Source organism: Streptomyces sp. NPDC048415, from assembly GCF_040651675.1.
In the GTDB taxonomy this organism is placed as follows: domain Bacteria; phylum Actinomycetota; class Actinomycetes; order Streptomycetales; family Streptomycetaceae; genus Streptomyces.
In genome coordinates this window covers 1-14,846 of the sequence record NZ_JBEZKJ010000009.1, presented here as the reverse complement: position 1 = coordinate 14,846, position 14,846 = coordinate 1, and the positions used below count along the sequence as shown (strand labels likewise).

Sequence of the window (14,846 nt, the reverse complement as noted above, 5' to 3'; positions counted from 1 at the left end):
GTTTATCCGACCTGGGGGTCGCCCTTCGTGTAGGTGAGGCGCTCGACGGCGCCGGGCTGGAAGGCGTCCTCGATCTTCTTGCCGTTCACGTACAGCTGGATCGCGCCGGCGTCACCGAGGATGAGGTTGATCTTCGTGTTGTCCTGGAAGGTCTTGGAGTCGCCCTTCTTGAGCAGCCCGTCGAAGAGCATCCGGCCGTTGTGGTCCTTGGCGGAGATCCAGCTGCGGCCGTCGGTGGCGCTCACCTGGACGGTCACCTTGTCCTGCGGGGCGGCCGCGATGGCGCTGTCGGACGGGTCCGGCTTCGGGTCGGCGGGCTTGCTGGTGTGGGACCTGGGCGGGGCGGACTTGCCGGCGGTCGGCGTGGACCCCTCTGCGACCTGCGTCTTCGTGTTGTCGCCGCCGTCGCTTCCCTTGACCACGGTGAAGCCGACGAAGCCGATCACCGCGACGATCGCGGCGACCATCGCGGCGGTCCAGTTCGGCCCGCGCCGCTCCGGGCGGATCCGTTCCGCCTCGAAGAGCGGGGCGGCCGGCGTGGGCGCGGGGCGCCCCCCGTGATCGGCGTCGTACCGGGCGAGCAGCGGGACCGGATCGAGGTGGACGGCGCGTGCCACGGTCCGGATGTGACCGCGCGCGTAGACGTCGCCGCCGCAGGGGGCGAAGTCGTCCTGCTCGATCGCGTGGATGATGGCGACGCGAACCCGGGTGGCGCTACTGACGTCATCGACGCTCAGCCCGGCCTCGATGCGTGCCTGCCGCAGGACACGGCCGATCGAGAGCTGCTCGGCTTCACGGTCGTCTTCGAACGGACGCTCGTCTTCGGGGGAGTTGCCGTCGGGGGAGTTGCCGATGGACACGGGGGCGCCTTTCGAGCGTGTAGCCACCTGTGCTGGGGGTTCAGTCTAGGGGGGGTGCGAAAGGGTGGGGCAACCGGGCGGTAGGACTTTGTACGCCATCAGAATGGCCGGTCATCCTGATGCTGGGACGTCTTCGTGTCCCCTCGCTCAACTTGACGTACGACGTGGGGAAACGGTTGCCCGCCGATCCCTTACGGGTGAGTCACGTTCGAATATCCGCCCTGCCACGAACCCACTCGTACGGCGACCGACCTGTCCCGTTTCCTACGCTTCAGCTTCCCCCCGAATCACGGCGAGCACTCCATCCAACTCGTCGGCCTTCACAAGAACGTCACGTGCCTTGGAGCCCTCGCTGGGTCCGACAACGCCGCGGGACTCCATGAGATCCATCAGACGCCCTGCCTTGGCGAAGCCGACGCGCAACTTGCGCTGAAGCATCGAGGTGGACCCGAACTGTGTGGAGACGACCAGTTCGGCCGCCTGGCAGAGCAGATCGAGGTCGTCGCCGATGTCCTCGTCGATCTCCTTCTTCTGCTTGGTGCCCACGGTGACGTCGTCCCGGAAGACCGGCGCCATCTGGTCCTTGCAGTGCTGGACGATCGCCGCTACCTCGTCCTCGGTGACGAAGGCACCCTGCATACGAGTCGGCTTGTTCGCGCCCATCGGCAGGAAGAGCCCGTCGCCCTTGCCGATCAGCTTCTCGGCGCCCGGCTGGTCGAGGATGACGCGGCTGTCGGCGAGCGAGGAGGTGGCGAACGCGAGCCTGGAGGGGACGTTCGCCTTGATCAGACCGGTGACGACGTCGACGGACGGGCGCTGCGTGGCGAGCACCAGGTGGATGCCGGCCGCGCGCGCGAGCTGAGTGATACGCACGATCGCGTCCTCGACGTCACGCGGCGCGACCATCATCAGGTCCGCCAGCTCGTCGACGATCACCAGCAGGTACGGATACGGCTGGAGCTCGCGCTCACTGCCTTCCGGCAGCTTCACCTTGCCGTTCCTGATGGCCTCGTTGAAGTCGTCGATGTGCCGGAAGCCGAACGCCGCGAGGTCGTCGTAGCGCAGATCCATCTCCCGTACGACCCACTGCAGCGCCTCGGCGGCCCGCTTCGGGTTGGTGATGATCGGTGTGATCAGGTGCGGGATGCCCTCGTACGCGGTCAGCTCGACCCGCTTCGGGTCGACGAGGACCATTCGCACGTCATCGGGCGTAGCGCGGACCATGACGGACGTAATCAGGCAGTTAATGCACGAGGATTTACCGGAACCGGTGGCTCCGGCGACGAGCACGTGCGGCATCTTCGCGAGGTTGGCCATCACATAGCCGCCCTCGACGTCCTTGCCCAGCGCCACCAGCATCGGGTGGTCGTCCTCGGCGGCGTCGGCGAGACGCAGCACGTCGCCGAGATTGACCATCTCGCGGTCGGTGTTCGGGATCTCGATGCCGACCGCGGACTTGCCGGGGATCGGGCTGATGATCCGCACGTCGGGGCTGGCGACGGCGTACGCGATGTTCTTGGTGAGAGCCGTGATCCGCTCGACCTTCACGGCGGGGCCGAGCTCGACCTCGTAGCGCGTGACGGTCGGCCCGCGCGTGAAGCCGGTGACGGCGGCGTCGACCTTGAACTCCATGAAGACGTTCGACAGCGAGGCGACGATCGCGTCGTTGGCGGCGCTGCGCGTCTTGCCGGGGCCGCCGCGCTCCAGGAGGTCGAGCGACGGCAGGGCGTACGTGATGTCCCCGGAGAGCTGGAGCTGTTCCGCGCGCGGAGGCAGGTCTCGCGTCTCGCCGGGCGCGACCTTGGTGAGGTCAGGCACCACGGACTCGACCTTGAGCATCTCCTGCTTGGGAGGCTTGGTGCCCTTGGCGCGCGCGGCCGGTACGGGTGTCGTCTCCTCGTATCCGTCCCGCTCCACGCTGACGCCGTGCGTCAGGTCGGCGACCAGCGGCGAGGGCGGCATGCCATGCAGCACGGCCCCGTCGAGCGCGGCAGCGGCGGCCGCGGCCACGTCCACGGCGTCCATCGGCCGGTTCATGTCGGGCTGCTGTACGGCGGGGCGCCGGGGGCGGCTCCGGCGCTTGGCGAGCGCCTCCTGCTCGGCGCCGTCAGGGTCGTCCCTCTCAGGGGCGCGCGAGCGCCTGCGGGAGCGGGCGGGGAGCGCCTCGCGCCACTGCTCGTCGTAGCGCTCGTCGTCGCCGAGGTCGTCCTCGTCGATGTCGGCCTGGACGACGCCCAGTTTCTGGCCGAGCACCCTCAGCCGCTGCGGGATCGCGTTGACCGGAGTCGCCGTGACGACCAACAGCCCGAAGATCGTGAGCAGCACGAGGAGCGGTACGGCGAGGACGTCACCCATCGTGTACGTCAGCGGGGTGGACGCGCCCCAGCCGATGAGCCCGCCGGCGTCCCTTATGGCCTGCATGCCGTCGCTGCGCGCGGGCGCCCCGCACGCGATGTGCACCTGGCCGAGCACGCCGATCACCAGCGCGGACAGCCCGATCACGATGCGTCCGTTGGCCTCGGGCTTCTCGGGGTGACGGATGAGCCGGGCCGCGATGACGCCGAGCAGTATCGGGACGAGCAGGTCGAGGCGGCCGAAGGCGCCGGTCACCAGCATCTCGACGAGGTCGCCAACAGGACCGCGCAGATTGGACCACGTACCCGCCGCGACGATCAGCGCGAGGCCGAGCAGCAGGAGCGCGAGACCGTCCTTGCGGTGCGCCGGGTCGAGACCCTTCGCGCCGCGCCCTATGCCGCGGAACGTCGCTCCGACGGCGTGCGCGATGCCCAGCCACACGGCGCGTACGAGTTTGTACACGCCCGCGGTCGGGTTGGGCGCCGGCGCGGGAGCGGGTTTCTTCGCCGCGGTCTTCCTGGCAGGCGCCTTCTTCGCGGCTGCCTTTTTCGCGGGGGCCTTCTTCGCCGGAGCCTTCGTCGGAGCGGCCGCCTTCTTCGCGGGCGGCTTCTTGGCTGCGGACTGACGTGAGGCCATGTGTGTGAGGTTACCGGTGGAGACGACAGCGGACACGTGTGCCTACTGCTTCACCCGTTCGTGTCGCCCTTGCAGAGGACCGAAACTGACGCCGCCTCACGGCTGGAGGCACTCAGCTCTGCGACGGCACCGAAGGCGCTCCGCTCCCCGTGCCCGGCTCCAGCGCGTCCAGCGCCCTGCGCAGTCCCGTGAGTTTGCGTTCGAGATGGGCCGCGGTCGCCACCGCCGCCGCGTCCGCCGAGTCGTCGTCGAGCTGCTTGGACAGCGCCTCGGCCTGCTCCTCAACGGCCGCGAGCCGCGCGGAGAGTTCGGCGAGGAGTCCGGCGGGCTCCTTGCTCTCACCGAGCGCCGCCTTGCCGCCGCCCTCCAGCTGGAGCCTCAGCAGGGCCGCCTGCTCCCGGAGTTGGCAGTTCTTCATGTAGAGCTCGACGAAGACGGAGACCTTCGCGCGCAGCACCCATGGGTCGAACGGCTTGGAGATGTAGTCCACCGCACCCGCCGCGTACCCACGGAAGGTGTGGTGCGGCCCGTGGTTGATGGCGGTGAGGAAGATGATCGGGATGTCCCGGGTCCGTTCTCGCCGTTTGATGTGCGCGGCGGTCTCGAAACCGTCCATGCCCGGCATCTGGACGTCCAGCAGAATGACCGCGAAGTCGTCCGTGAGTAGTGCTTTGAGCGCTTCCTCCCCGGACGATGCCCGCACCAGTGTCTGATCGAGCGCGGAGAGAATCGCCTCCAACGCCAACAGATTCTCCGGCCGGTCATCGACCAGGAGGATCTTGGCCTTCTGCACCATGGCCCGCCCTCCTCGCCCCGGCAGTGCACCGGGCGCCGCCCCAGGGGACGACTCCCTTGCGCCGCCCGTCCTTGTGCCGGTCATGGTAGCCGCACCCCGCCTGTCGCCACACCCTGTCACCGCGATGTCACTGTGCACGTAGCAGAAACGTAGCGGGAGACCAGAAGGTTCCCCGAATCCCGTACTTCTACACGGCTTCGGCCACAGTCAGTTATCCGACGTCGGGCCCGCCGGGCAGCCGGTTCGAGCCGCACGGTCGGCGTCCCGGCCGCTGACACCGCGTAACGACCGGACTCGCCCGACAAGTGTGTCACCCCTCGCGCATCCATTGCTCCATCACAGAGAGCAGGTGATCGGGATCGACCGGTTTCGTCACATAGTCGGAAGCACCCGACTCGATGGCCTTCTCCCGGTCACCCTTCATCGCCTTCGCCGTGAGCGCGATGATCGGCAGCCCCGCGAACTGCGGCATCCGGCGAATCGCCGTCGTCGTCGCGTAGCCGTCCATCTCGGGCATCATGATGTCCATCAGGACGACCGTCACATCGTCGTGCTGCTCGAGGACCTCGATGCCCTCACGGCCGTTCTCGGCGTAGAGCACCGAAAGGCCGTGCTGCTCCAGGACACTGGTCAGCGCGAAGACATTGCGGATGTCGTCGTCGACGATCAGCACCTTCTCGCCCTCGAACCGGATGCCAGGGCGCGGCTGCGGTGCCGCGTCCTGCCGGCCCGCGGCCGCCCACTGCTCCTGAGCCGCGTCCACGGCCCCGTTCGGCTGCCCCGGCAGTACGGAGCGCTGCTCGGCCACAGGCAGCGCCCTGCGGCGCCTCCTGAACAGCGCGGCGGGCCCGTTCTGGGTCTCCTGGTACGACTTCACCTCGGCCGGCATCTCGATGTCCGGCCCGGACAGCTCAGCCTCGGAGGCGAGCAGCTCCCCCGCTCCCAGCGCGGGCGCGAGCTGCCCGTATCCCTGCGGCGGCAGTTCGCTCGGATGCAGCGGCAAATACAGCGTGAACGTGGAGCCGCGTCCCGGCTCGCTCTGCGCGTGGATCTCACCGCCCAGCAGCCGCGCGATCTCCCTCGAGATGGACAGCCCCAGACCCGTACCGCCGTACTTCCGGCTCGTGGTGCCGTCCGCCTGCTTGAAGGCCTCGAAGATCACCCGCATCTTGCTGGCCGCGATCCCGATGCCGGTGTCCGTCACGGAGAACGCGATCAGATCGGCGTCCGCGTCCCGCAGTGACCCGGACTCCAGAAGCTGTTCCCGGATGGCCACCGGAACGTCCGCGCCCGCGGGCCGGATCACCAACTCGACCGCTCCGGAGTCGGTGAACTTCACCGCGTTGGAGAGCAGGTTGCGCAGCACCTGAAGGAGGCGCTGTTCGTCGGTGTGCAGCGTGGCGGGCAGTTCCGGCGAGACCCGTACGGAGAAATCGAGCCCCTTCTCTGCCGTCAGGGGGCGGAAAGTGGCCTCTACGTAGTCGACGAGTTGGACGAGTGCGATACGGGTGGGCGATACGTCCATCTTGCCCGCCTCGACCTTCGACAGGTCGAGGATGTCGTTGATCAGCTGGAGCAGGTCGGAGCCCGCGCCGTGGATCGTCTCGGCGAACTCGACCTGCTTCGGCGTGAGGTTCGAGTCCGCGTTGTCGGCCAGCAGCTTGGCGAGGATCAGCAGGGAGTTGAGCGGCGTCCGCAGCTCGTGCGACATGTTCGCCAGGAACTCGCTCTTGTAGCGCATGGAGACGGCGAGCTGCTCGGCGCGCTCCTCCAGGACCTGCCGGGCCTCCTCGATCTCGGTGTTCTTCACCTCGATGTCGCGGTTCTGCTGGGCCAGCAGCTCGGCCTTCTCCTCCAGTTCGGCGTTGGAGTCCTGGAGGGCCTTCTGCCGGTTCTCCAACTCGGCGGAACGCTCACGGAGTTGCTCGGTGAGCTCCTGCGACTGCTTGAGCAGCACCTCCGTCTTGGTGTTGACGGAGATGGTGTTGACGCTCGTCGCGATCATCTCGGCGATCTGGTTGAGGAAGTCCTTCTGGATCTGCGTGAAGGGGGTGAAGGACGCCAACTCGATGACGCCGAGCACGGTCCCCTCGAAGAGCACGGGGAGGACGATCACCTGCGCCGGCGGCGCCTCGCCGAGCCCGGAGGAGATCTTCAGATAGCCGCTCGGCGCGTTCTCCACGAGGATCGTGCGCTTCTCCTGGGCCGCCGTGCCGATCAGCGCCTCACCGGGCCGGAACGACGTCGGCATGGAGCCCATCGAGTAGCCGTACGACCCGAGCATGCGCAGCTCGTACGCGTCCTCTTCGCCGGCCGCCTCCTTGCCGTCGACCAGCGGCATCGAGAGGAAGAACGCGCCGTGCTGCGCGGAGACCACCGGCGTCAGCTCGCTCATGATCAGCGAGGCCACGTCGTCGAGGTCGCGGCGCCCCTGCATCAGGGCGGAGATGCGGGCGAGGTTGCCCTTGAGCCAGTCCTGCTCCTTGTTGGCGATCGTGGTGTCGCGCAGGTTGGCGATCATCTTGTTGATGTAGTCCTGAAGTTCCTGGATCTCACCCGAGGCGTCCACGTCGATCTTCAGGTTCAGGTCGCCACGGGTCACCGCGGTCGCCACGCGCGCGATGGCACGCACCTGCCGGGTGAGGTTCCCGGCCATCTCGTTCACCGACTCGGTGAGGTCGCGCCACGTCCCGTCGACGTCACGTACCCGCGCCTGGCCGCCCAACTGGCCCTCGGTGCCCACCTCGCGGGCGACTCGGGTGACCTCCTCGGCGAAGGACGACAGCTGGTCGACCATCGTGTTGATGGTGGTCTTGAGCTCCAGGATCTCGCCGCGCGCGTCGATGTCGATCTTCTTGGTCAGGTCGCCCTTGGCGATGGCCGTGGTGACCATCGCGATGTTGCGCACCTGGCCGGTCAGATTGGACGCCATCCCGTTCACGGACTCGGTGAGGTCCTTCCACGTACCGGCCACCCCCGGGACGTGCGCCTGCCCGCCGAGGATGCCGTCCGTGCCCACCTCGCGGGCCACCCGGGTGACCTGGTCGGCGAACGAACTCAGCGTCTTCACCATCGTGTTGACGGTGTCGGCGAGCTGGGCGACCTCGCCGCTCGCCTCGACCGTGACCTTCTTGGTGAGGTCGCCGTTGGCCACCGCCGTCGCGACCTGGGAGATGTTCCGCACCTGGCTGGTCAGGTTGTTGGCCATCAGGTTGACGTTGTCGGTCAGGTCCTTCCAGATGCCGGTGACGCCGGGCACTCGTGCCTGACCGCCCAGGTTTCCGTCGGTGCCCACCTCGCGGGCCACCCGGTTCACCTGCTCGGCGAAGTTCGAGAGCTGGTCGACCATCGTGTTGACGGTGGTGACGAGTTCGAGAATCTCGCCCTTCGCGTCGACGGTGATCTTCTTGGACAGGTCTCCCTTGGCGACCGCGGTGGTGACCTCTGAGATGTTGCGCACCTGGATGGTCAGGTTGTTCGCCATGAAGTTGACGGACTGCGTGAGGTCCTTCCAGGTGCCGGAGACACCCTGCACCTCGGCCTGGCCGCCCAGGATGCCCTCGGTGCCCACCTCGCGGGCCACCCGCGTCACCTGGTCCGCAAAGCTCGACAGCTGGTCCACCATCGTGTTGATGGTGTTCTTCAGCTCCAGGATCTCCCCGCGCGCGTCCACGTCGATCTTCTGCGACAGGTCGCCGCGGGCCACCGCGGTGGAGACCTGCGCGACATTCCGCACCTGCGCGGTGAGGTTGCCGGCCATGCCGTTCACGGAGTCCGTCAGGTCGCGCCACACACCGGCGACGCCCGGCACCTGCGCCTGACCGCCGAGGCGGCCCTCCGTGCCTACTTCGCGGGCGACCCGCGTCACCTGGTCGGCGAACGCGGAGAGCTGGTCCACCATCGTGTTGATGGTGTTCTTCAGCTCCAGGATCTCGCCGCGCGCGTCCACGTCGATCTTCTGGGACAGGTCGCCGCGGGCCACCGCAGTGGTGACCTGGGCGATCTGCCGTACCTGTGAAGTCAGGTTCCCCGCCATGAAGTTGACGGAGTCGGTGAGTTCCTTCCACGTACCGGACACGCCGTCCACGCGGGCCTGGCCGCCGAGGCGGCCCTCCGTACCCACGTCACGGGCCATCCGCGTCACCTGGTCGGCGAAGCTCGACAGCTGGTCCACCATCGTGTTCACGGTGTTCTTCAGCTGAAGCATCTCGCCGGAGACGTCGACCGTGACCTTCTGCGACAGATCACCGTTGGCGACCGCCGTCGTCACCTGCGCGATGTTGCGGACCTGTCCGGTGAGGTTCCGGAACGCCGTGTTGACGGAGTCCGTCAGGTCCTTCCACGTCCCGGCCGCGCCCGGCACCTGCGCCTGGCCGCCCAGCTCACCCTCGACACCGATCTCGCGGGCCACGCGCGTGACCTCGGCACCGAACGACGACAGCTGGTCGACCATCGTGTTGACGGTGTTCTTCAGCTCCAGCATCTCGCCGGCGACGTCGACGGTGACCTTCTGGGAGAGGTCACCGTTGGCCACGGCCGTGGTCACGGCGGCGATGTCGCGCACCTGGGTGGTGAGGTTCCGGAAGACCGTGTTGACCGAGTCCGTCAGGTCCTTCCACGTCCCCGCCGCGCCCGGCACGTTCGCCTGCCCGCCGAGCCGCCCCTCGCCGCCGACCTCGTTGGCCACGCGCGTGACCTCGTCGGCGAACGTCCGCAGCGTCTCGGTCATCTGGTTGATCGTCTCGGCGAGCTGCGCGACCTCGCCGCGCGCACTGACCGTGACCTTCTGTGACAGGTCACCACTGGCGACCGCCGTCGTCACCTGCGCGATCCCGCGCACCTGGGCCGTGAGGTTGCCGGCCATCAGGTTCACCGAATCGGTGAGGTCCTTCCACACGCCGGCCACACCCGGCACCTGCGCCTGGCCGCCCAGCTCACCCTCTGTACCCACCTCACGCGCGACTCGCGTCACCTCGGAGGAGAAGGACGACAGCTGGTCCACCATCGTGTTGACGGTGTTCTTGAGCTCCAGCATCTCGCCGGCCACGTGAACCGTGACCTTCCGGGACAAGTCACCCTTGGCGACCGCCGTCGTCACGAGAGCGATGTCACGGACCTGGGCCGTCAGCCGGTACGCCATGGTGTTGACCGAATCCGTGAGGTCCTTCCACGAACCGGACATTCCACGCACCCGGGCCTGCCCGCCCAACTTGCCCTCGGTGCCCACCTCGCTGGCCACCCGCGTGACCTCGTCGGTGAACGTCGAGAGCTGGTCGACCAGATTGTTGACCGTCCGCCCGACCTTCAGGAACTCGCCCCGCAGCGGATGCCCGCTCCCGTCCGCCGCCTGCGAGCGCAGCTCCATGCGCGGCGACAGATCGCCCTCCGCGACCGCGGACAGTACCCGGCCGACTTCGGAGACGGGTCGTACGAGATCGTCGACGAGGGCGTTCGAAGCGTCGATCGCAGCCGCCCAGGAGCCCTCACAGGCGCCCGTCTCCAGCCGCTCCGTGAGCTTTCCCTCACGCCCGACCACACGGCGTACCCGCGACAGCTCGCCCGTGAGATGCAGATTGCGGTCGGCCACCTCATTGAAGACCGCCGCGATCTCGGACATCACGCCGTCGCCGGAGACCGTGAGCCGCTTGCGGAAGTTGCCGTCCCGCATCGACACCAGGGCCGCCAACAGCCGGTTCAGGGCCGCTGTGTCCACTGGTGTGGTGCCATTGCGCGGTGTGCGCCCGTTGTCCAGGGACTGTCCGCCTTTCGCGCGCGTCTTAGTGCCCCGCGTCGCTGCGCCAGACTCCACTGTGTCCCTCCCGCAAGGGTCGACCATTACTGCTCGGCGTACTCGGGTACTTCTGCTCGGCGTGCTGGAAGGCACTCAGCCTGCCCGGACCTTCCCTTGAAGCTTGCCCAGTGTTTCACCATGGTTGAACCAGGCCATAACAGTTCGGCAGCTTCGCACATCGTCCGCACACCGCCCGGACGAAAAAGTGCACACCCTCCGGGCGGAAACACTGGTGACCGGCATCCGCACGGACGGCGAAGGTAAGTAACCTTGCATGCGGCTGTCCAGCCGTGCCGGTCCCGTCCGGCCTGGGCGGTGGCACGAGCACGAGCGGGCAGGCATCGGAGGGGCGCCTCACCATGACCACCGGACTGCATCCTGAGGGACCGCCCCAGGATCCCCGGCCGAAGGGGAACCACGTCCTGCCCCGGCAGGAGCCGGTCGGCCACGGAGCCTTGCACGCCGACAACCGGACGAGGAGTTCTGTGATCACCGCGCGCGCGGCCGCCAGTTTCGAGCCCGTGGGGCGGTCCGTCGCGACCGCCCGGTCCTTCGTCCGTGACACCCTCCAGGGCTGGGGCTTCGCCGACATCATCGACGACGCAGTGGTCCTGACCAGCGAACTCGTCACCAACGCTGTCGTGCATGCGGGCACCTCCGCGGACGTCCTGTGTCTGCGCAGCGACGAAGGCGTACGCATCGAGGTGGCGGACCGCTACCCGGAGCGTGAGATTCCACTCCAGGCGGCGGCCGTCAATATGGGCAGCCCCGACCGCGAGGGAGGCCGCGGCCTCCAGCTCTGTGCCGCCCTGGCCGGCCGCTGGGGCGTCGATTACACGCCCACGCACAAGCAGGTCTGGTTCCAGCTCGATCTTCCCGAACGTCCGGTGGGCACCCGCACCGCGGGCCCCGCCCTCCCCGCGAACCTCCTCCCGCTCGCCGACGGCCGCGTCCGCGTCGCGGTCGTCCAGATCGACCGCGCGGGCGCCATCAACGCCTGGAACGAGGACGCGGAGGAACTCTTCGGGTACGCCGCCGAGCAGGTCATCGGCAAACCGCTCACCGACCTCGCGGCCTGGCCGCACACCCCCGGCACCAGCACCGGCATCGTGGAGGCGCTCCAACTCTCGCGCTGGGAGGGCAGTTACGGCATCCGCGCCGCCAGCGGCCGGGTGACTCCCGTCTACGCCTCACACCTTCGGGTCCGCGACACGGGCGGCGAACCCTCCACGGTCTGCCTGCTCGTACGCGACCACGAACGCGCCGTCCTGCAGACCCCGTTGCGCGTATCGGCCACCGACACGACCACCAGCTCCGAGGGCCAGGCCTCGGACCCCTTCGAGGTCTTCATCGGCTCCCCGGCCCCCGACGACCTCGACGGCCTCCTCCAGCGCACCGTGGAGCGCGCCCGCGACATGCTCGACGGCGACTCCGCCTTCCTGCTCCTGGCCACCGACGACGAAACGGAGTTGGAGGTACGAGCCTCCACGGGCCTGCCCTCCGCGCGCCAGCGCTTCGCCCGCGTCCCCGTCGAGGCGGGCCCCGGGCGCTACGGCTCGGCCCGCATGCCCGCCGTGCACGAGGACCTGACGGTCGTCCCCGGCGCCGTACCCCTCCTCAGCGGCACCGGCATGCGCTCGGTCGTGACGGTCCCGCTGAAGGTCGAGGGCCGTCTCACCGGCTCCCTCGGCGTCGCGGCCGAATCGCCTGGCAGATACTCCAACGAAGAGGCCCTGCGCCTCCAGTTCGCCGCCGACCGCATCGCGCTGGCTGTGGAATCGGCCCGCCTCGGCGAGCTGGAACGCCTGCGCCGAGGCTCCCTGAGCTTCCTCGTCGAGGCCTCCGACCTCCTCGCCGGCACCCTGGACCGCGACCAGACACTGGCCCTCATGGCCCAGATGACGGTCCCGACCCTCGCCACGTGGTGCGCCGTCTACACGATCGCCGACCAGGCCTCCGATCCGTATCTCTCATACGTCCTGCACGAGGACGAGGAGCGCATCGACGGCCTCAAGGCCCTGCTGTCGAAGATCGCCCCGCCTGACCCGGTCCCCACCCCGGGTGCCCGCGTCTGGTCGGCGCCCGCCGAGGCGGCCCACCAGGCGGCCCTGCGCACCTCCATGCGCAGCCTGGGCCTGGGCGAGTCCCCTCCGGTGAGTTCCGGTATCGGTACGACACTGGCGACGGCCTCGGCGGTCGGCGGCGAGACGGTCGTCCTCCCCCTGGTGGCCCGCAACCGTGTCATCGGCATGCTGACGCTCGGCAAGCCGTCGGACGAACACTTCCGCCAGGAAATCCTGGAACTGGCCGAGGACCTCTCCCGCAGGGCGGCCCTGGCGCTGGACAACGCCCGCCTCTACTCGGAGCGCATGGCCATCAGCCAGTCCCTCCAGCGCAGTCTCCTGCCCCCCGAACTCCCTCACATCGAGGGCGTCGAGGTCGAGGTCATCTACCGCGCGGCCGGCGAGGGCAACGAGGTCGGCGGCGACTTCTACGACCTCTTCCCCATCCGCGACGGCGCGTACGGCTTCGCCATCGGCGACGTCTGCGGTACGGGCCCGGAGGCGGCGGCGGTCACCGGCCTGGCCCGGCACGCGCTCAGGCTCCTGGCCCGCGAGGGGTACGGCGGCCCTGCGGTCCTGGAGCGCCTGAACTCCGCGATCCTCGACGAGGGCGCCCGCAGCCGCTTCCTGACCCTGCTGTACGGCGAGTTGTGGCCCCAGGAGGACGGCAGCGCCGTGTTGAAGGTGGTGTGCGCCGGCCACCCGCTCCCCCTCCGCCTGCGCCAGGACGGCACGGTCGACGCGGCCGCCGAGCCCCAGCCGCTCCTCGGCGTCATGGAAGACCTCGAGCTGTACGAGCAGACGATCACGCTGGATCCGGGCGATGTCCTGCTGTGCGTCACCGACGGCGTCACCGAACGCCGCGAGGGCACCCGCATGCTCGGTGACGACGGCCTTGCGGACGTCCTCACCACCTGCACGGGCCTCACGGCGGGCGCGGTCGCGGCCCGCATCATGCGCGCGGTCGAACGCTTCGCCTCCGACGCCCCGTCCGACGACATGGCGATTCTGGCGATGCGGGTGCCGGGTCTCCACAAGGCCTGAACCGAGCCCCGGGAACGAGAATGGCCCCCGCCCAAAGGGCGGGGGCCATTTCTACTTCTTGCGGAGCCCCCAAACGGAATCGAACCGTTGACCTTCTCCTTACCATGGAGACGCTCTGCCGACTGAGCTATGGGGGCCTGTTGACTTTTCGAGGTTTCCCTCGCGGCAACGGGATAGATCATACCTCGAACAGAAGCGTGCTCCTAATCAGTTCCGTATCAGTCCCGTTGGGCCTCGCGACGTCAGAAGGCGGGCTGCAGCAGACCACCCAGCGCATTGCACGAGGAGACAATCCGCTGCATCTCCCGCTTCGTCAACGACGCGTCCACGGGCAGCGCCAGCGTCTCGTCCGCGGCCCGCTCGGTCTCCGGGAGGTGTACGTCCCGCCGGAACCCCGGCATGCGGTGCACAGGAGTCTTCACCGGCACCCGGCACTCAACTCCCCTGGCCCGCACGGCCCGCGCGAAGGCGTCCCGGTCCGGCCGCCCATTGCCCGGAACCCGCACCACATACTGCTGGTACGTGTGCCCGTCACCACCGTCCGGCGTACGCACGCCGCTCAATCGCCCGTCGAGATACGCGGCCCGCTCCCGGCGCTGCGCGATCTCGTCGTACGGCGCCTCGGACTCACCCTGCTCCAGCACCAGGAGCCCATGCCGCTGCCCGAGCTCGCGAAGCCGCACCATGTCGGCCGATCGCCCAAAGCGGTGCACCACAACCAGGGCCACCGACTGGGGAGTTATGACAGCTCCGATGGCGTTCGGGGCGAGGCAGTACGTCGTCGGGTCTATGTCGGCGAAGACGGCCCTTGCCCCGGTGCGGGTCACGGCCTCGGCGACCTCGACGTTCCCGAACGCCGGCACGATGACCTCGTCACCGGCTCCGACGCCGGCGGCCCTGAGCATTGCAGCAGTACTCATGCCGCGGATGTTGGTCGCGCAATGTGAACTCCAAGTAACGCAAAACAAAAAAGAGCTGGTCCCTGAACCGAAGTTCAGGGACCAGCTCTTTGAATGATTGTTCGGCGGCGTCCTACTCTCCCACAGGGTCCCCCCTGCAGTACCATCGGCGCTGTGAGGCTTAGCTTCCGGGTTCGGAATGTAACCGGGCGTTTCCCTCACGCTATGACCACCGAAACACTATGAAACTGTCAACCGCACCATGCCCGGTGGCCCCGGGGCATGGGGTTGTTCGTGGTTTCAGAACCAACACAGTGGACGCGAGCAACTGAGGACAAGCCCTCGGCCTATTAGTACCAGTCACCTCCACACCTTGCGGTGCTTCCAGATCTGGCCTATCAA

Annotated in this window: 6 protein-coding genes, 1 tRNA gene and 1 rRNA gene; 1 reads left to right on the top strand and 7 read right to left on the bottom strand. The window is 68.4% G+C overall.

The annotated features are described in order from the left end of the window. Positions 1-2 precede the first annotated feature (2 nt). From AB0D27_RS09285 to AB0D27_RS09270, 4 genes are all read right to left on the bottom strand, one after another. Positions 3-860 carry a RodZ domain-containing protein gene (locus tag AB0D27_RS09285; protein ID WP_362504372.1) on the bottom strand — a complete coding sequence of 286 codons (858 nt, stop codon included), beginning with the start codon at positions 858-860 and terminating at the stop codon, positions 3-5. Positions 861-1,124: 264 nt separating this feature from the next. Next, the gene (locus tag AB0D27_RS09280) at positions 1,125-3,851 is read right to left on the bottom strand and encodes a DNA translocase FtsK (protein WP_362504369.1); all 2,727 of its coding nucleotides are present in this window, start codon (positions 3,849-3,851) and stop codon (positions 1,125-1,127) included. Between the two features lie 112 nt (positions 3,852-3,963). After that, positions 3,964-4,647, bottom strand: coding sequence for a response regulator (locus AB0D27_RS09275; protein WP_362504366.1), 684 nt, complete (start codon positions 4,645-4,647; stop codon positions 3,964-3,966). A gap of 310 nt (positions 4,648-4,957) precedes the next feature. After that, positions 4,958-10,456: a HAMP domain-containing protein gene (locus tag AB0D27_RS09270; protein ID WP_362504363.1), complete on the bottom strand. Its 5,499-nt coding sequence runs from the start codon at positions 10,454-10,456 to the stop codon at positions 4,958-4,960. 341 nt (positions 10,457-10,797) lie between these two features. On the opposite strand from AB0D27_RS09270, the gene AB0D27_RS09265 reads away from it, so the two are divergent. Further along, positions 10,798-13,545: a SpoIIE family protein phosphatase gene (locus AB0D27_RS09265; RefSeq protein ID WP_362504360.1), complete on the top strand. Its 2,748-nt coding sequence runs from the start codon at positions 10,798-10,800 to the stop codon at positions 13,543-13,545. 64 nt (positions 13,546-13,609) lie between these two features. On the opposite strand, the gene AB0D27_RS09260 is transcribed toward AB0D27_RS09265, so the two are convergent. The 3 genes from AB0D27_RS09260 to rrf all read right to left on the bottom strand — a co-directional run bounded on the left by AB0D27_RS09260 (position 13,610) and on the right by rrf (position 14,681). Beyond that, positions 13,610-13,682 (bottom strand) — tRNA-Thr (locus AB0D27_RS09260). Between the two features lie 105 nt (positions 13,683-13,787). Continuing rightward, the gene (locus AB0D27_RS09255; protein WP_362504687.1) at positions 13,788-14,450 is read right to left on the bottom strand and encodes a DegT/DnrJ/EryC1/StrS family aminotransferase; all 663 of its coding nucleotides are present in this window, start codon (positions 14,448-14,450) and stop codon (positions 13,788-13,790) included. Between the two features lie 114 nt (positions 14,451-14,564). Continuing rightward, a 5S ribosomal RNA gene (gene rrf / locus AB0D27_RS09250) occupies positions 14,565-14,681 on the bottom strand. Positions 14,682-14,846 lie beyond the last annotated feature (165 nt).

Bases quoted from the DNA above. Each gene is read 5' to 3' on its own strand.
- AB0D27_RS09280 (WP_362504369.1), bottom strand. From the start codon at position 3,851: ATGGCCTCACGTCAGTCCGCAGCCAAGAAGCCGCCCGCGAAGAAGGCG.
- AB0D27_RS09265 (WP_362504360.1), top strand. From the start codon at position 10,798: ATGACCACCGGACTGCATCCTGAGGGACCGCCCCAGGATCCCCGGCCG.
- AB0D27_RS09275 (WP_362504366.1), bottom strand. From the start codon at position 4,647: ATGGTGCAGAAGGCCAAGATCCTCCTGGTCGATGACCGGCCGGAGAAT.
- AB0D27_RS09255 (WP_362504687.1), bottom strand. From the start codon at position 14,450: ATGCTCAGGGCCGCCGGCGTCGGAGCCGGTGACGAGGTCATCGTGCCG.